The sequence below is a fragment of the Staphylococcus pettenkoferi genome (assembly GCF_002902685.1).
GTDB lineage: Bacteria > Bacillota > Bacilli > Staphylococcales > Staphylococcaceae > Staphylococcus > Staphylococcus pettenkoferi.
Window position 1 is genome coordinate 1 of the sequence record NZ_PPRN01000064.1, and the last position, 18,324, is coordinate 18,324.

Sequence of the window (18,324 nt, forward strand, 5' to 3'; positions counted from 1 at the left end):
GTTTAATTATTTTAGCCCTTTTTCATTTTTCTATTTTGCTAAAAGTAAGACGAGCGTACGGATGAACGCGATAGTTCTTAATTTCACTTTCTCACTATGAATTAAACGCTATTATTTTGTTATAACTCTAAATTTACCAAATTCAGAGTTTTTCGACTAGAATTATTTTTACCATAAAATAGAAAAACTTCCCAAACGGAGACGAATTCGTTTGGGAAGTACGCTGAAATATAGAATTATTTAATGTCTACAATCTTAACGTTCATTTCTGCACCATTTGGTAGAGGCACACGAACTTCATCGTTAAGATGTTTACCAATCAAGCTTTGAGCCATAGGTGATTCGTTAGAAATCTTGCCGTTGAAAGCGTCTGATTCTGCAGAACCAACGATTTGATAACTTTCTTCTTCATCACCTGGTAGTTCAACGAATGTAACGGTCTTACCGATTTGAACGACATTGTTGTCACCCGTATCTTCAATGATTAAAGCATTACGAATCATATTCTCAATACGTTGGATATCTTGTTCGATGAAACCTTGTTCGTCTTTTGCTGCATCATACTCAGAGTTCTCTGAAAGGTCACCGAAAGAACGCGCCACTTTAATCTTTTCTACAACTTCTGGGCGTTTAACCGTCTTTAATTCTTCTAATTCTTTTTCAAGTTTGTCATAACCTTCTTGGGTCATAGGATATTGTTTTTGGTTTTCCATATTGTCATCTTCCTTTTCTAACTGTTCTATTGTTTACGTATAAGTGATTTAATCTTAGTTGTTAAAATATCGATAGCGACTTTATTACTGCCGCCTTCAGGAATAATTAAATCAGCATATTTCTTAGTTGGTTCAATAAATTGATTGTGCATTGGACGTACGACATTTAAATATTGTGTAATGACGGATTCCATCGTTCGCCCACGTTCAGCTGTGTCACGCATCAATCTTCGGAGAATGCGCAAATCAGCGTCAGTATCTACGTATACTTTAACATCCATCATCTCACGTAATGTTTGATTTTCCAAAGCAAAGATACCTTCAACAATAATTACATCTTTGGGTTCAAAAGTGATTGTAACATCACTTCGAGTATGATTTGTGTAATCATACGTAGGTATCTCTACTGTTTGACCGTCCTTTAGAGATTGTAGATTACTGATTAGTAAATCGTTATCAAACGCGAATGGATGATCGTAGTTCGTTTCTAAACGCTCTTCAAAGCTTAAATGAGATTGATCTTTATAATAATAATCTTGAGCGATGAGTGCAATACTATATCCTTCAAGTAAGGACATGATTTCACTCGTTACACTTGTCTTACCAGAACCTGATCCACCGGCTATACCTATAATCGTAGTACCACTCATCGTTTGAGTTCCTTTCTCATCATATTATTCTTATAAAGCGGTTGGTCCACTTTGATTTGAACGATTTGAAGTGGGTGACGAGCGGCATCAAGTTCATTGCCTTCTTCGTCATATATCGCGTCAACCACTTGTCTAAAGGTATCAATTTCAGGTCCGAAGAATTCGATTTCTTGACCAGGTTTAAAATGATTACGTTGTTGAATGGTCGCAATATGAGAGTCTTCGTCATAATCTAAGACCAGACCACAGAAATCATATGCCGCTTTCTTATTCTGCTCTGCACCAAACATCTGCTCTTCGTAACCAGGTGTACCTTCGAAAAAGGCTGGTGCAGTATCACGGTTCGCACATTTATCTAGCTCGACCAACCATTCAGGTTGAATTTGGAAGTGTTCTGGATCAGCTGCGTAGGCATCTATCACTTTACGATAGACTGAAACGACTGTCGCGATATAATGAATCGACTTCATGCGCCCTTCTATTTTTAAAGAGTCTATACCTATATCCATCATATTAGGGATTGATTCTATCAGTTTCAAGTCTTTCGGACTCATTGCAAACGGTGTGACGTTACCGTCTTTATAGAGTAAATCTAACTCACCGTCGTCTTCGATTTGTAAAAGATCGTAATCCCAACGACAACTTTGGCAACAACCACCACGGTTTGAATCGCGGGCAGTCATATGGTTGCTCAACGTACAGCGTCCAGAATAAGCGATACACATTGCACCATGGATAAAGGCCTCAATTTCGATATCGACTTTATCTTTCATTTCACGCATTTCTTCTGCGCCAGTTTCACGCGCTAATACGACACGATCTAAGCCTTCTTCTTTCCAGAATTCGACAGCCTTATAGTTAGATAATGATTGTTGCGTAGAAAGATGAATTTCTAAACGTGGCGCTACCTTTTTACATGTTTCAATAACAAGTGGATCAGCTACGATGATACCTGTCGCACCTGTGGCTTCTAGTGCTGACAGATAGTCATCTAAACCTTCCATATTCTCATCATGTGCAATAATATTCGTTGTTACATAAATCTTTGCACCGTAACGTTTCGCGAACTCAACGCCCTCTTGAATTTCTGCCATTGTGAAATTATCGGCATTTGAGCGTAGTCCATATTCTTGGCCACCTAGAAAGACTGCATCGGCACCATAATGCACTGCGATCTTTAATTTCTCAAGATTACCTGCTGGTGCAAGCAATTCAGGTTTCTTCATGCGAGGCTTAGCATCAGGTTGCACTTCTTCTAATACTTTCACAGCATGCATCCTCCTTTAATAAACAGTTTGTTTGAATAAGAATCCTTCATCGAATGGGCGATGATCAGGTTGAATGTCTTCAATAGGGTCAACAAGCATAAATTTCTCATCTTCATAGGCTTCAGGATCTTCGTTAAATAAATCGATAGCTTCACGATATTGCTCAGTACATACGTTGATATACTCTTCTGTATGTAACAAGCCGTCTATTTTTATCGCATCGATGTCTGCCTCAAGTAATGGATCTAATTCTTCGATTAGACACATATCATTTGGCGACATAATATGGGTACCATTGTAATCTTCATAGACAGGATATAAATTATCACGTTCTTCATCATAAAGTAATAAATCTTTATCATCGTTCTGACGTTGTATCTTCATCTGACGGTCTTGGAATGTATAATAATTACCGAGTAACATACGTTTAGATTGGAACATACAAGTCATACCATGAACTTGTACTTCAATTTCAACATTCGCATGTTCTTTAATGTTAAGGATTTCCTCTAAGTTTAGCTCACGCGCTAAGACGGCACGTTTCGCCCCCTTTTCTCCCCAATAATTACATTGAAAATAATTGGTTACAAGGGTTTCGGCATCCCAATTCAATGGAATGGGATCTTCCTGTTGTTTCACATACATCACAACTGCTGGATCACCGAAAATGATGCGATCCACTCTGACTTCATGAAGAAATGAGATGTAATCTTCTAACGCGCGTAAATGATAGTTATGGAATATACCATTCACTGCCACGTAGGCTTTTTTACCATGTTCATGAATTAATTGAACGGCCTCAACGAGCTGATCACGATTAAACTCGCCTGCTAAACGTAAGCCGAATTTCTGTTCTCCTATTACAAAGGCATCTGCGCCCTTCTCTATCAATGTTTCAATGTGTGAAATGGACTTGGGTGTGACCAGTAATTCAGTCATTTCAATTCTCCTTTTTTACGGAAATTGCTACTCCGTCATCAATATTAAGAAAGTTTGTCTCGTATCGTGGATGTTGAACCAGCCAATCGTTGTATTTCTGCAGCTTCTTCACCATTTGTCTTACATTTCGAGAATGCACCATGTCGATGTCGGCAACGAAATCGTGATAGAGAATATTATCAGTGATCACAACCCCGCCAAGCTTTAACAATGGCTCATAGGTTTCGAAGAAGCGTTGCGTTTGAGCTTTCGCTGCGTCGATAAATATAACATCAAATGTATTATCTTTAAGCGCTTCAAATTGTTCGCGTGCATCCCCTTTAATCATCGTTATCTGTTGTTGATAACCGAAATGCTCAATATTTTTAGAAGCCCGCGATTGCATCTCTGTATCACGCTCAATCGTCGTAATATGTATATCGGATGACACAGAGGCAAACTGCATTGCACTATAACCGATAGCAGTACCAAGCTCTAATATGTGTCGAGGTTGTTTGAGTCTCAACACCTGCTTAATCGCTTCTAAGCTCATCTTGTCGACAATAGGGACGCGATTCTCTTCGGCATATGTACGCAAACTTTCAATATCATTATTATTATGCTGCATTAATTCTAAGAGATATTCTTGATTCTTGTCCATATCGTCTCTCCCTTAGTTACTCCTCCATAGTTTAGGACGTTGTACGCATTACGTCCGCCCTTTGACTTTTTAAAATGGAGTTGAATTTAACTCAACACATTCTACCACATTTTAATAAAAATATTAAGTCTCTGTTCTTCAGTCGTAGTCGAAGTTATCTCTAATATCAAGTAATTCATATGATCTGTGCAGATTAGCTCAATCAGTGAGCTTAGAATGATAACAGAAAATAGCCCTAGCACCTACTTATGTGTCAATGACATAAGCTAACAGCTAGGACTATTTCGCACTTCATCGAATGATAGTACTAGAAGAATATAATTATTCTTCGTCGTTCATTTCAGTATTTACGATTTCTTCAATCATGTCCCATTCTTCATCAGATTCGACTGGTAAGAATTTGCCACCTTCACCATCTTCATCTGGTTCGTTAATCATTGGAACAAGTTCAACCATATCGTCATCATCTGACTCAGCACCTTCTTCAGCGAGGATGACATATTCTTTCTTGAATTCTGGGTGATAGAACTCAAGTACTTTGCGGTAAAGTACTTCGTTGCCCTCTTCATCGTAAAGTGTTAATAACTCTTCATTATTATTTACGTGTAATTCAGCTTCATTATGCTCTGCCATGATTATGCTCCTTTGTTATTGTATAGAATCCAAATAGCCTTGCAGAATAAATACTGCGGCCATCTTATCAATCACTTTTTTTCGTTTCTGTCTAGAGAGATCAGCTTCTAATAAAGAGCGTTCCGCTGCCATAGTACTTAAGCGTTCATCCCAAGTCTTAATTTCAAGATCAGGGCGTCTTTCTTGCAACGTCTCTTTGTAGTTTAACGAAGCTTCACCTCTAAATCCAATTGAATTATTCATATTCTTAGGGAGACCGATGATAACGGTCCCCACTTTTTCTTTATCAATAATGTCTACTAACTTTTCAATACCTAAATCGCCATTCTCTTCGTCTATGCGGAGTGTATCTAAACCTTGGGCAGTCCAACCCATCAAGTCGCTAATAGCTACACCTACTGTCTTACTTCCTACGTCTAAACCAATAATCTTATGCTTGAGCATCGTTAAACTTCTGAGTGCGCTTTAAGATAGTTTGATACGAGTTCTTCCATAATATCGTCGCGGTCGATGCGGCGAATCTGATTTCTCGCTTCATTGTGACGTGGAATATAAGCAGGATCTCCAGATAAGAGATAACCTACGATTTGATTTACAGGATTGTAACCACGTTCTTCAAGCGTGGTATAGACATTCTGTAGCACGGACTTGACATCTTCTTTCGGGATATCATCATAACTAAATTTCATCGTTTTGTCGAAGTTTTCCATTTTAAGACACGCCTCCCAGTTAGTATAGAATTGAACACACTCTCATTCTACACTACTCAGATGTTGAGTTATAGAGATTTAATATAATTTTTAATAAAACGTAAAGATTCTGTTATGTTCTCAGGTTCGCTGCCGCCACCTTGAGCCATATCAGGACGGCCGCCACCTTTACCGCCTACAACAGGTGCCATTTCTTTGATGATATCGCCAGCTTTCACTTGATCTGTTAGTGATTTAGGCACTGTAGCAATTAATGAAACTTTACCGTTCACATTGCTGACTAAAATGATAATCGTATCTTGTAATTTAGATTTGAAGTCATCCATTGTTTCACGAATCGCTTTAGGATTAGGTACTTCTACTTCAGTAGCTAACACTTTAAATCCATTAATGTCTTCTACTTGTTCAGTGATATCACCCATCTTCAATGAAGTGATTTCTTTGTTGAGTTGATCTACACGTTTATTTAATGATTTTTCTTCGTCGATTAATTGCGTCACTTTATTTACGACTTGGTCATCTGACTTCGCTTTTACTTGACCTTTGATCGTATTGAATTGAGATTGAATATCTTCTAGATACAAGAATGCTGCTTGACCTGTGAGCGCTTCGATACGGCGTACACCTGCACCTGTACCTGATTCACTTACGATTTTAAACAGGCCGATTTCAGCTGTGTTCGAAACGTGAATACCGCCACAAAGTTCAATAGAGAATGGTGCCATGTTGACAACACGCACGATATCGCCGTATTTTTCACCGAAGAGCGCCATTGCACCCATTTCTTTGGCTTCTTCAATTGGCATTTTTTGAATACTTACTTCAATACTATTCCAAATTTCTTCGTTCACACGACGTTCAACTTGTTCTATCTCTTCTTCTTTCATCGGTCCGAAGTGAGAGAAGTCGAAACGCATACGATCTGGAGCAACGAGTGAACCTGCTTGGTTAACATGATCGCCTAGCACTTCTTTTAAGGCTGCATGAAGTAAGTGAGTCGCACTGTGGTTCTTCTGAATTGCACGACGTTCTTTATGATTAACTGATGCTGAGACTTCTGCTCCGGATTTAACTGTACCGAATTGGACTTCACCAGTGTGTAAGTTCTGTCCATTTGGTGCTTTAATCACTTCAGTGACTTGAATTTCGAAATTCTCATTACTAATCGTACCGTGGTCAGCTACTTGACCCCCGCTCACAGCATAGAAAGGTGTTTCTGAGAGGATGAAATAGATTGTGTCACCCGCTTCTGCCTCTTCCACTTGTTCACCATTTGCAATGATATCCGTAATGGTTGTGACTTTATCCATCACATCGTAACCTACGAAAGTACTGTCAGTCGTAATATTCTTCAAAACTTCACTTTGTACTTGCATAGATTCTGAAGATTGACGAGCTTGACGTGCACGTTCACGTTGCTTACTCATTTCAGTTTCGAAGCCAGCCATATCCACAGAGAGATCTTCCTGCGCAGCCATCTCTTCTGTTAACTCAATAGGGAAACCATAAGTATCATACAGTTTGAATGCATCTTCCCCACTAATTTCATTCGTCTGGCCTTTCGCTTTAGCAATGAGATTGTTAAGGATAGACATACCTTCTACCAATGTTTCGTGGAATCGTTGTTCTTCTGATTTCACTACGCGTTTGATAAAATTAGCTTTCTCTTTCACGTTTGGATAGTAAGGTTCCATAATGTCTGCCACGATATCCACTAAGCGATACATAAATGGTTCGTGAATATCCAGTGATTGGCTGAAACGTACAGCACGACGTAACAGACGACGCAATACGTAGCCGCGACCTTCGTTAGCAGGTAATGCACCATCAGCAATCGCAAATGAGATAGTTCTTATATGATCAGCGATAACTTTAAATGCAACATCGTAGTCTTCCTGAGTTAAGTATTTTTTACCAGAAATAGACTCTACTTCATGAATAATTGGCATAAACAAATCTGTTTCATAGTTTGTGCGGACATCTTGTGAAATAGATGCCATACGCTCGAGACCCATACCAGTATCAATGTTTTGGTTAGGAAGTGGTGTATACGTATGATCTTTATTGTGATTGAACTCACTAAATACGAGGTTCCATACTTCTAAGTAACGTTCATTCTCGCCACCTGGATACATTTCTTCAGCTGGATCATCTTGACCATACTCTTCGCCGCGATCATAGAAGATCTCTGTATTCGGTCCAGATGGTCCTTCACCAATGTCCCAGAAGTTACCTTCGATACGGATAATACGGCTTTCTTCTAAACCGATATCTTCATTCCATAAACGGTACGCTTCTGTATCTTCAGGATGGATCGTTACATAAAGTCGCTCTGGCTCCATACCCATCCAGTCATCGCTTGTTAGAAATTCCCATGCAAATTCAATCGCTTCTTTTTTGAAATAATCACCGATAGAGAAGTTACCGAGCATTTCGAAGAACGTATGGTGACGTGCTGTAAAACCAACATTCTCGATATCATTTGTACGAATCGCTTTTTGAGAGTTCACGATACGTGGTTTACGTGGGATTTCACGACCATCAAAATATTTTTTTAACGTTGCAACACCAGAGTTTATCCAAAGCAATGAATCATCATCGATAGGGATCAGTGGCGCAGACGGTTCGACCATATGGTCATGTTCTTTAAAGAAATCTATAAATTTCTGACGTATTTCACTCGCTTTTAAATGCTTCATATTCAATCCTCCATTTTACTCTAATCATCTTTAAGATTATAGATAATACCGCTTCAACCTATAATATTTCTCTTAGCACGAAAAAAACGCTCATCCACAAGGGACGAACGTTTCGCGGTACCACCCTAGTTATAAATTGACGTTTCGCTAGCTATCATAACTCAACAGTCAATTTATCACTCAATAATCGTTATTCACTCTGACATAAAGTAGCGTTCAAACATGTTAGCTGTATCTCTCACCCAACGATACATCTCTGTATGCCTAACATGATTTACTCGTCTTTATGAATTTAATACTATTGTATGGGCTTTCGACTTTAAAGTCAATCACTGTTTCACGAAATCGTAAGGTGTGACTTGGCCCATGTTAATCATCGGATCGATTTGGTAGATCGTTTCTTCGGTAAGTACGACAGATGATGAGTCTTTCTGAAAAGATTCAGCCTCTTGTTGCGTGGAATCAGCTGCTGCACTTTCTGTCGCTGTTTGTGACGCTTGATCTGGAGCGTCTGATTCATTCTCATCCGTTTCTGTAGTGATATTAAAGTACGATTGCACGATGTGGCGTAGTTGGGTCAACCGTGTTTGTCCTTGAGTAGTCAATCCAATATGGAAAGCTTCAGGGTCACCTAATAGCACAAGGGATTGTTTCGCACGTGTAAGTCCAGTATAAAGGATTGGACGTTGTAACATGCGATAATATTGTTTCACCATAGGCATAATGACGATAGGAAATTCAGAGCCTTGTGATTTATGAATCGAAGTACAATACGCGTGTGTAAGCTCTAAGAAATCTTGTTTCGTAAAGATAATTTCGTTACCTTCAAAATCGACGATAATAATATCCTTATCGAGTTCGTTCTCTTTCGCCCAGAAGACACCAACGATGACGCCGATATCACCATTGAAGATATTATCGTTAGGTCGATTGACTAACTGTAAGACCTTATCTCCTTTACGGAAACTAACGTCCCCGAACGCGATTTCACGCTTATCATCAGATTTCGGATTGAGAATATCTTGTAGCACAGCATTTAATCTACGAATTCCTGCTGAGCCTTTATACATCGGTGCGAGCACTTGAATGTCGCTCATATCATAACCTTTTCGTACAGCACTTTGCGCGACTTTCTCAACGATATTTGGAATTTGTTCCGTACCACATTGGATAAAATTACGGTCATGAAACTTCTGCGTTATATCGATTTGTTGACCTAATTTGATACGGTGCGCCAACTCAATGATACTTGAGCCATCTTGTTGACGGTAAACCTCTGTTAGATTCACGCGAGGAATTGCTTGAGAATCAATGAGATCTTTAAATACTTGGCCAGGTCCTACTGACGGAAGCTGATCTTCATCACCTACGAAGATGATTTGCGCATCGAGTGGCACAGCATCCATAAACTGATGGAATAACCATGTATCCACCATCGACATTTCATCAATAATGATTAAGCTTGCATTGATCTCATTATCTAGAATGTCTTCAGGCTGTGTATCTTGATTCCAACCTATCAAGCGGTGAATTGTCATCGCTTCAAGTTGCGTCGCTTCAGCAAGGCGTTTCGATGCTCGACCTGTTGGCGCAGCTAGAACGATAGGATAATCATCTTCTTGATAGTCATCATAGTCTAATGACAGATCATGTATCTCTGCATAAAGTTCCACTATTCCTTTGATAACTGTCGTCTTACCTGTCCCTGGACCACCAGTGAGTAGCATCACTTTAGAATTGATTGCTGTTTCTAGAGCTTCCTTTTGAGATTTCGCATAACTCACGCCTTGGCGTTCTTCAATTTCACCAATGTGCATTTGTAAATCAGATTGTTCGAAGTGTTCGAGCTTTTGCGTGTAAGAGTAATTTCGGTAAAGGTTTTGGCTACTCTTAAGCTCGGAATAGTATAAGCTCGGTACAGCTAATTCCTCTTCCTGTTGAATCATTTTATTTTCTTCTACGAGTTCTTGAACCATTTTACTAATGTGGTCGGGAGTAATTTCGGCCTCTTGAGGATCAGTCAACATATCTATCGCTTCGTCATAAACTCTTGTCTTAGGCAAATATGTATGACCTTGCTTGATACAAGATTCCTCCAGCACGTAGAGAATTCCTGCTTTGAGACGCTCATCATCGTCATAAGCGATACCCATCTTACGTGCGAGTGTGTCAGCTTTGTTAAAACCAATCCCTTTAACGTCATATACCAGGCGATAGGGTTCTTTCTCTATGATTGCTAATGTTTCATCTAAGTAAGTTTGATAAATCGTCATAGCAAGTTTAGGTCCAAAGCCTAAATCATGTAAACGCACAATAATACGTTCTGTTTCTTGATTAGCTTGAATTTGTTCAGCAATTTGTTTACGTTTCTTCTTAGATAAGCCTGAAACCTTGTCTAAGACTGAAGCATCGTCAAGAATATCAGTAATAGCTGTTTCACCTAACGTATTAACGATATTCTGTGCGGTCTTTTTACCTACACCTTTAAACAATTCACTTGAAAGATAACTCACGATGGCTTCTTTCGTTTGTGGCAACTCTTTCTCAAAGGTATCTGCCTTGAGTTGCTTACCATACTTGGGATGAGAGACGACTTGCCCCTTAAAGGTATAAACATCACCCTCAACGATATCCGGGAAGAAGCCGACGACAGTAGCGAGATCATCTAAATCTTCATTCGTCTCAATCGTTTCCACTTTCAATACCGTATAGAAATTGTCCTTATTCTGAAATAAGATTGCGTCAATCGTGCCTTTAAGCATCGAATAGTTAAATAAAGTATCGTCAGCCATTCAAGTCGCCCTCCTTTCTCTTTAAAGTTGTTCAAAGGTTTGTAGTGCATGTTGACTCATGTGATGCTCAGGATTGATGTTAACTGCACGTTGGAAGTAATCCATAGCGAGCGCTTTATCTTCAGTGAGCATATACTGTGCGAGTCCAAGATTGTAAAGCGCATCCACATGTTTCTCGTCTAGTTCAAGCACGTGTTGGAGTTGAGTAACTGCTTGCTCATACAATTCCAAGTGACAGAGGACGAGTCCATATTGAAACTGAACTTCAACGTCTCCTTCGTCATCTAATTCAGCTGCACGCATGAGATATGGCATTGCTTCCTTATGTGCGCCAAGCTGATTAAATGACATGCCAATCATATAGTTGGTATCCACTTGGTGTACTTTAGGAGATTGAAGTGCTTGTTGATATAACTTAATCGCTTCGTTAAAACGCCCTTCGTTGTAGTAAACATTAGCAAGATTGTAAAATACTGCAGCATTCTCAGGGTCAAGTACGAGTGCACGCTGGAAAAATTTTTCTGCTTTTTCTACTTCCCCAGTTTCAGCGATGAGAATACCAGCATTAATGTAGTTCTCTATTTCTTTAGGATTACGTTCGATATTATTAAATAGCGCTTGTAAAGCTTGTTCTATTTCACCTTTTTTTATAAGTTCATAAATCTTTTCTTGTTCCACAAACACTACCTCATTTCATTAGGTCTTTGGTTCTATTCTACAATAACAATTTCATAAAAAGAAAGGGAGAGCAGGACAGAAATCTTTGATTTCGTAGTCCTGTCTCCGCAATTCAAAGATTAAGGTTCGAAAAAGTATTATGAACCTTACCTTTTCGAACCCAAATTTTAAAATATTAAGTACGTTTTTAACTTAACTTCTTAAACTACATAATCTAACTGACCACTATTTTTATAAACATCATCAATAGTAGCACCGCCGAGACAAACTTCACCGTCGTACAATACTACCGCTTGTCCTGGGGTAATTGCACGCACAGGTTGGTCGAAAGTCACGCGAATACTGTCGTCAGATTCACGTTGTACAAAGACCCCTGTATCTTTCTGACGGTATCTAAACTTGGCAGTACAGTGGAAGCCGTTCTCAAGGTCGACTGGATTGACGAAAGACACGTCAGAAGCGATGAGATAATCACTGTAAAGCGCATCGTTATCAAAACTTTGGCCGACATATAACACATTGTCTTCTAAGTTCTTACCTACAACGAACCATGGATCGCCGTCTCCGCCGATACCTAAACCGTGACGTTGACCGATAGTATAATACATTAATCCAGAATGTTGGCCTTTCACTTCGCCATCGAGTGTTTGCATTTCACCTGATTGAGCTGGCAAGTAATTAGATAGGAATTCTTTGAAATTACGTTCTCCGATAAAGCAAATTCCTGTAGAATCTTTCTTCTTCGCTGTAGCTAAGTTCTGTTCTTCAGCAATTTCGCGTACTTTAGATTTCTCAATATCACCGATTGGGAACATTACGTTTGCCAACTGCTCCTGAGAAAGTTGGTTTAAGAAATACGTTTGATCTTTATTATTATCTACACCACGAAGCATTTCTACATGACCGTCATCATGACGGCGTATACGGGCATAATGACCAGTTGCGACATAATCTGCACCCAAGTTTAATGCATGTTCTAGGAAAGCTTTAAACTTAATTTCTTTATTACACATCACATCTGGATTCGGTGTACGTCCTTTTTTGTATTCATCTAAGAAATACGTGAAGACTTTATCCCAATATTGTTGTTCAAAGTTTACCGCGTAATAAGGGATACCAATTTGGTTACAAACGGCGATGACATCGTTGTAATCTTCTGTAGCTGTACACACGCCATTTTCATCTGTGTCATCCCAGTTTTTCATAAAAATACCGATGACATCATAGCCCTGTTCTTTAAGTAAGTAGGCCGTCACGGAGCTATCGACACCGCCTGACATCCCTACGACTACTCTAATATCGCTGTTGTCCAACTAGACTTCCTCCTTTTTAAACTTATGATAAATCTTGTGAAGTTCTGCTACGACTTGTTTAATTTCACGTTCAGTCGTCATTTCGCTAAAACTGAATCGGATAGAGTGGAATGCGCGTTCTTTATCATACATGGCTGAGATGACATGGGAAGGATCAGTTGAACCTGCAGTACAAGCTGAACCTGAAGAAACATAAATATTCGCTAAATCTAATAAGGTAAGCAACGTTTCTACATCAATAAATGGGAAGTATAAATTGACGATGTGCCCTGTTGTTTCAACCATAGAACCATTGAGTTCAAATGGAATCGCACGATCTTGTAAAGCAACTAAAAATTGATTTTTTAAATTCATCAAATGTAGATTATTGTCATCTAATTCGTCCGTAGCCGTTTTTATTGCTTCACTGAGTCCGACAATTTGTGGAATATTCTCCGTACCTGCACGACGTTTAACTTCTTGTTCCCCGCCAAGTTGGCTAAACTGAATGTCCGTGCCATTTTTAACTAATAAAGCGCCGACGCCTTTAGGTCCACCAAACTTATGAGCAGTCAAACTCATCGTATCGATGTCTAGCTCGTGAAAGTCGACGGGTAAATGCCCTATCGCTTGTACAGCATCCACATGGAAATAAATATCTCTGTCTTGAAGTAAATGGTCAATATCAAACATTGGCTGAACTGTTCCTACTTCGTTGTTTACAAACATGATTGATACGAGAATCGTCTCTTCAGTTAAAGCAGATTCAAGTTGTTGTAAATCAACAAGACCTTCCTCATTCACGTCTAAATACGTGACCTTGAATCCTTCTTTCTCGAGTTGCTCAAACACATGCAGAACAGAATGGTGTTCAATCTTCGTTGTAATAAGATGATTCCCTTTATGTCGATTCGCATAAGCGAGCCCTTTGATTGCAGTATTATTAGATTCAGTGGCACCACTCGTAAAGATGACCTCGTTAGGTTGTGCGCCTAACTTCTCCGCTACTGTACGACGTGCGTCATCTAAATACTTACGTGCATCTCTACCTATATTATGGATAGAAGACGGATTACCATAATGATTCTGATAAATATCCATCATCGCTTCAACAACATTTGGCTTTACTGGAGTTGTAGCAGCGTAATCAAGATAAATTCCCATGTTTAAGACACTCCAATCTATATTCTTAACGCTACTATAATAGCACCTCTATACTTAAATTTCTACCGGCCTGTTTTAGTCATTATTGTAATATCTACCGTGTGTATAGGTAAAATGCTCTAACTTGAGCAAGTTAATATCTGAGTTATTGGGGAATTGTTAAAATATGTATATGCATTTAAATGAGGAGGATATCAATTGAAAAATATGAAACTATCCGCTTTAAACTTAGTGCCTATTCGTCAAGGTCAAACAGATCGCGACGCAATTAATGATATGGTGTCTCTAGGCCAACATCTTGAATCGCTTAATTATGAACGCTATTGGATAGCGGAACATCACAATGCGCCTAATCTTGTCAGTTCGGCGACAGTATTACTGATTCAACATATTCTAGAACATACATCTTCAATGCGTGTAGGTTCTGGCGGTATCATGTTACCGAACCATGCGCCACTTATCGTAGCTGAACAATTTGGTACGATGGAGACGATGTTCCCAGATCGCGTTGACTTAGGTTTAGGACGTGCACCGGGTACAGATATGATGACAGCTAGTGCTTTACGTCGTGATCAGCACAACGGCGTGTACGAATTTCCTGAAGAAGTCGAACAGTTAGAAACGTATTTCGGCCCTGCAAATCAACAAGCGTATGTTAGAGCTTATCCTGCTGTAGGTAAAAATGTGCCTTTATATATTCTAGGTTCTTCTACCGACTCTGCACATCTTGCAGCGCGCAAAGGTTTGCCGTATGTCTTCGCGGGACACTTTGCGCCACAACAGATGAAAGAAGCAATTGAAATTTATAAAGAGCTCTTTGAACCTTCCGAGCATCTCGCAGAACCCTATGTTATCGTGTGTCTGAATGCAATCGTTGCAGAGACTGACGAGCGCGCAGAGTACTTAGCTACGACACAAGCACAAACGATGATTAGCATCGTGCGCGGTCGTATGCAACCGGTTCAACCACCTACAGATGATTTACAAGGCCTACTCACTCCGAGAGAGTATGAAATGGCGAAACAGCGTTTAGCACAATCACTTATCGGTTCTGAAGAAACGGTTAAACAGAAATTTGAGGAGTTTGAAGCGACTTATGGAGAAGTTGACGAACTTATGGCAGTTAGCTATATCTATGACCAAGAAGCACAACATGAGTCGTATGAGCGCTTAATGAATATCTTTAATAGTAAAGATGACAAATAATAGTATATGTGTGAACGAAATGAAGTGGCTTTATTCACTTTAAACACAAAAACCGTCAATTTCCTGAGTTACGACTCAACAGAAATTGACGGTTTTTAATGTAAGAAGAAGCAATGATATAACCACTTCTTAAAACGTTTAGACGTTTGAAAGATTATTTATCTTTCTTGTCTTTTTTGTCGTCTTTTTTATCTTCACCTGTAACGGAATCAATTTTATCGCTTACTTCTTTCGCTTTATCATTGTCCGTTTTCTTTAAAGTGTCTGATACGTTTTTAGCTGCATCTTTGGCTTTATCTAAGAAATTTTCACTCATTATAGATAACTCCTTTCGATTAGTACATTACTTAGTGAATTTATCAATCACTTCAGTTGCTTTATCTTTCGCGTTTTCCACGAATTCTTTAGCTTTGCCTGAAGCTTTATCCTCTTTACCAGAATTCTCTAAGTCTTTGTTGTCTGTAGCGTTACCTACTGTTTCTTTGATGTTACCTTTAGCTTGTTCGAATTTACTTTCGTCTGCCATTGCGATGTCCTCCTTCGTTGGTGTAATTCTTTTATACCCCTATCTTTCAGATCTAAACATCTTGATTTGTAAAAAATAGGATTTCTTAGCGATTAATGTTGTTCTCATGTGAATTATTAGTTTTGTTTAAGGACTTATCTAGCTACTATTTCTTAAATATAGAACATATAGCCATCTAAATTGTTTGTTTCTTTATACTCTGCTAAATACTTTAATGTTGTGTTATCTAGAACTTCTCTCACGGCATCACGCATACGGATCCACAATTGCTTTTGTGCTGGTGGTTCTGATTCAATGCTTTCGACGAATGTAATCGGACCTTCAAGTAAGCGAATAATGTCACCTGCTTTAATTTCTTCAGCAGGGACACGAAGTTGATAGCCGCCTTTCGCTCCTCTCACACTGCGAATTAATCCCGCGTTACGCAATGGTCCGACTAATTGTTCTAGATACAAATCACTTAATTGATTCTCTTCTGCGATAGTTTTTAGAGAAACACAACCTTGGCCTTCTTTCTTAGCAAGGGAAATCATGAGTGTTAATCCATATCTGCCTTTTGTTGATATCTTCATTTTATTACCTCACTTAGTTCGAATACTGTTGCAATCTATTGTATCATCTCAAACGTATTATAACATTTATCAACTGTAAGTGTCTGTTTGTGTTATAAAATAAATAAAAAAATTAAACTGAACTCTAGGTCATACGGTTAATTTTACTCTACATAGCTGAACTTAAAATCATCTTCAACTCCCCTAGAGTATGTTAAAATCATAGCGAGAAAGGTGTGAATAACGTGGCAAACGAACCATTAGCTTCCAGAATGCGTCCGAACAATATTGACGAAATCATTTCGCAACAGCATCTTGTTGGAGAAAAAGGTATTATAAGACGAATGGTCAAGACGCGTCAATTATCATCCATGATCTTCTATGGGCCTCCAGGTATAGGAAAGACGAGTATCGCCAAGGCAATTGCGGGAAGTACGGAATATAAATTTAGACAGTTAAATGCGGTAACGAACACGAAGAAGGACATGCAAATGATTGTTGATGAAGCCAAGATGTCAGGCCAAGTCATCTTACTCTTGGATGAAATTCATCGACTAGATAAAGCGAAACAAGATTTCTTACTTCCTCATCTCGAGAACGGTAAAATCGTACTTATTGGAGCGACGACTTCCAATCCGTATCATGCGATCAACCCGGCGATTCGTTCGCGTGCACAAATCTTTGAACTCTATCCTCTCGATGAGGATGATATCTATCGTGCTTTAGAACGGGCATTGCATGATGAGACACGTGGATTAGGCAAATACAACGTTAAAGTTGATGACGAAGCGATGACGTATTTCGCTACGCAAAGTCAAGGTGATGTGCGCAGTGCGTTAAACGCTTTAGAACTCGCTGTCTTAAGTAGTGATGTTTCTCAGGATGATTTGCGTCATATTACATTACGAGATGCCGAAGACTGTTTACAACGTGGAGCGTTTCTAAGCGATAAAGATGGAGATATGCATTACGACGTGATGAGTGCCTTCCAAAAATCTATTCGTGGTAGCGATGTTAACGCAGCACTTCATTATCTTGCTCGTTTAATCGAAGCTGGCGATCTCCCTACGATTGTGCGTCGTTTGCTCGTGATTAGTTACGAAGATGTGGGGTTAGCTTCTCCAGGTGCTGGTCAGCGCACTTTGGCTGCGATTGAATCTGCTGAACGTCTCGGATTTCCAGAAGCTCGAATTCCTCTCAGTCAAGCGGTTATTGAGTTGTCGTTGTCTCCGAAGTCGAACTCCGCAATTACTTCGATAGATGCAGCACTAAGTGATATTAGAAAAGGCCAAGCGGGACAAATTCCAGATCATTTAAGAGATGGACATTATAGTGGTGCTAAGAAGTTAGGACGCGCGATAGGCTATCAATATCCACACAATCATGAAGGTGGCTTTGTTGCGCAACAATACCTTCCAGATAAGCTAAAAAATCGAATTTACTATGAACCTAAGACGACTTCGAAAAGTGAACAACAGTTTAAATCAGTACATGATAATATTCTTGCTGCTCAGAAAAAGTTGTGACAGTTCAATACTATGTTAGTTCTATGAGCCTGGGACATTAATGGAATTTAACTTTTGAGATAAATAAAAAGTAATCTTAAAATAAATTCTTGAGTAAATTTTCAATGTGTACTCGAGACGCTTGATGGAACTAGACCACAACGAAAATCCATTCTTCGAGCTCTTTGAGCGAAAAGAATTAGTTGAGTGTGGTCCTACGCAGTAGAGATCTGGATTCATAAGATGTTCAATTCTTATGAACCCTAGCTCTCCTTACGGGGGAAGCACTACGAAATCATAGATTTCTGTGCTTCTCCCAAGCAAGCGAGAGTTTTAACATTGAAAATAAATAAGTTTT

The 18,324-nt window shown here is 39.2% G+C and carries 18 protein-coding genes; 2 read left to right on the plus strand and 16 right to left on the minus strand.

From position 1 onward, the window contains the following. Positions 1 to 236: 236 nt before the first annotated feature. The 13 genes from greA to CD126_RS10235 form a co-directional block, all read right to left on the minus strand. Positions 237 to 713 (minus strand): transcription elongation factor GreA, encoded by a 477-nt coding sequence (greA, locus tag CD126_RS10175; protein WP_002471052.1) that lies wholly within the window; start codon positions 711 to 713, stop codon positions 237 to 239. A 26-nt stretch (positions 714 to 739) separates the two neighbouring features. Then, positions 740 to 1,363: a uridine kinase gene (gene udk, locus CD126_RS10180; RefSeq protein WP_049405579.1), complete on the minus strand. Its 624-nt coding sequence runs from the start codon at positions 1,361 to 1,363 to the stop codon at positions 740 to 742. Beyond that, the gene (locus CD126_RS10185) at positions 1,360 to 2,589 is read right to left on the minus strand and encodes a peptidase U32 family protein (RefSeq protein WP_249663581.1); all 1,230 of its coding nucleotides are present in this window, start codon (positions 2,587 to 2,589) and stop codon (positions 1,360 to 1,362) included. The genes udk and CD126_RS10185 overlap by 4 nt, the downstream gene beginning before the upstream one ends. Before the next feature lie 57 nt (positions 2,590 to 2,646). Continuing rightward, positions 2,647 to 3,570 carry a peptidase U32 family protein gene (locus tag CD126_RS10190; protein ID WP_103370448.1) on the minus strand — a complete coding sequence of 308 codons (924 nt, stop codon included), beginning with the start codon at positions 3,568 to 3,570 and terminating at the stop codon, positions 2,647 to 2,649. Between the two features lies 1 nt (position 3,571). After that, positions 3,572 to 4,210 carry an O-methyltransferase gene (locus CD126_RS10195; protein ID WP_049405573.1) on the minus strand — a complete coding sequence of 213 codons (639 nt, stop codon included), beginning with the start codon at positions 4,208 to 4,210 and terminating at the stop codon, positions 3,572 to 3,574. A 321-nt stretch (positions 4,211 to 4,531) separates the two neighbouring features. Next, complete coding sequence (locus CD126_RS10200; protein ID WP_002471066.1) at positions 4,532 to 4,843, minus strand: DUF1292 domain-containing protein; 312 nt, start codon at positions 4,841 to 4,843, stop codon at positions 4,532 to 4,534. A gap of 15 nt (positions 4,844 to 4,858) precedes the next feature. Beyond that, positions 4,859 to 5,287, minus strand: a complete 429-nt coding sequence (ruvX, locus tag CD126_RS10205; RefSeq protein WP_103370449.1) for a Holliday junction resolvase RuvX — start codon at positions 5,285 to 5,287, stop codon at positions 4,859 to 4,861. A gap of 2 nt (positions 5,288 to 5,289) precedes the next feature. Continuing rightward, the gene (locus tag CD126_RS10210; protein WP_002471049.1) at positions 5,290 to 5,553 is read right to left on the minus strand and encodes an IreB family regulatory phosphoprotein; all 264 of its coding nucleotides are present in this window, start codon (positions 5,551 to 5,553) and stop codon (positions 5,290 to 5,292) included. A gap of 68 nt (positions 5,554 to 5,621) precedes the next feature. Continuing rightward, positions 5,622 to 8,252 (minus strand): alanine--tRNA ligase, encoded by a 2,631-nt coding sequence (gene alaS / locus CD126_RS10215; RefSeq protein WP_103370450.1) that lies wholly within the window; start codon positions 8,250 to 8,252, stop codon positions 5,622 to 5,624. Between the two features lie 329 nt (positions 8,253 to 8,581). Next, a complete protein-coding gene (recD2, locus tag CD126_RS10220) occupies positions 8,582 to 11,044 on the minus strand; it encodes an SF1B family DNA helicase RecD2 (protein ID WP_049405567.1) in 2,463 nt (820 codons plus the stop codon). A gap of 21 nt (positions 11,045 to 11,065) precedes the next feature. Further along, on the minus strand, positions 11,066 to 11,722 hold the full coding sequence (locus CD126_RS10225) for a tetratricopeptide repeat protein (protein ID WP_049405564.1): 657 nt from the start codon (positions 11,720 to 11,722) through the stop codon (positions 11,066 to 11,068). 200 nt (positions 11,723 to 11,922) lie between these two features. Beyond that, positions 11,923 to 13,035 (minus strand): tRNA 2-thiouridine(34) synthase MnmA, encoded by a 1,113-nt coding sequence (mnmA, locus tag CD126_RS10230; protein WP_049405562.1) that lies wholly within the window; start codon positions 13,033 to 13,035, stop codon positions 11,923 to 11,925. Further along, the gene (locus CD126_RS10235; protein ID WP_103370451.1) at positions 13,036 to 14,178 is read right to left on the minus strand and encodes a cysteine desulfurase family protein; all 1,143 of its coding nucleotides are present in this window, start codon (positions 14,176 to 14,178) and stop codon (positions 13,036 to 13,038) included. It abuts the gene before it with no gap. A gap of 207 nt (positions 14,179 to 14,385) precedes the next feature. Between CD126_RS10235 and CD126_RS10240 the strand changes: the two genes are divergently transcribed. Beyond that, on the plus strand, positions 14,386 to 15,384 hold the full coding sequence (locus tag CD126_RS10240; protein ID WP_169931277.1) for an LLM class flavin-dependent oxidoreductase: 999 nt from the start codon (positions 14,386 to 14,388) through the stop codon (positions 15,382 to 15,384). A 154-nt stretch (positions 15,385 to 15,538) separates the two neighbouring features. Here the strand turns inward: CD126_RS10240 and CD126_RS12180 are convergent, their stop codons facing one another. The 3 genes from CD126_RS12180 to cymR all read right to left on the minus strand — a co-directional run bounded on the left by CD126_RS12180 (position 15,539) and on the right by cymR (position 16,482). Beyond that, positions 15,539 to 15,700 carry a hypothetical protein gene (locus CD126_RS12180; protein ID WP_002470877.1) on the minus strand — a complete coding sequence of 54 codons (162 nt, stop codon included), beginning with the start codon at positions 15,698 to 15,700 and terminating at the stop codon, positions 15,539 to 15,541. 27 nt (positions 15,701 to 15,727) lie between these two features. Further along, positions 15,728 to 15,910, minus strand: a complete 183-nt coding sequence (locus CD126_RS10245) for a CsbD family protein (protein ID WP_002470875.1) — start codon at positions 15,908 to 15,910, stop codon at positions 15,728 to 15,730. 152 nt (positions 15,911 to 16,062) lie between these two features. Then, positions 16,063 to 16,482: a cysteine metabolism transcriptional regulator CymR gene (gene cymR / locus CD126_RS10250; protein WP_002470874.1), complete on the minus strand. Its 420-nt coding sequence runs from the start codon at positions 16,480 to 16,482 to the stop codon at positions 16,063 to 16,065. 224 nt (positions 16,483 to 16,706) lie between these two features. Between cymR and CD126_RS10255 the strand changes: the two genes are divergently transcribed. Beyond that, positions 16,707 to 17,987: a replication-associated recombination protein A gene (locus tag CD126_RS10255; RefSeq protein ID WP_169931275.1), complete on the plus strand. Its 1,281-nt coding sequence runs from the start codon at positions 16,707 to 16,709 to the stop codon at positions 17,985 to 17,987. The last annotated feature ends 337 nt before the right edge of the window (positions 17,988 to 18,324 follow it).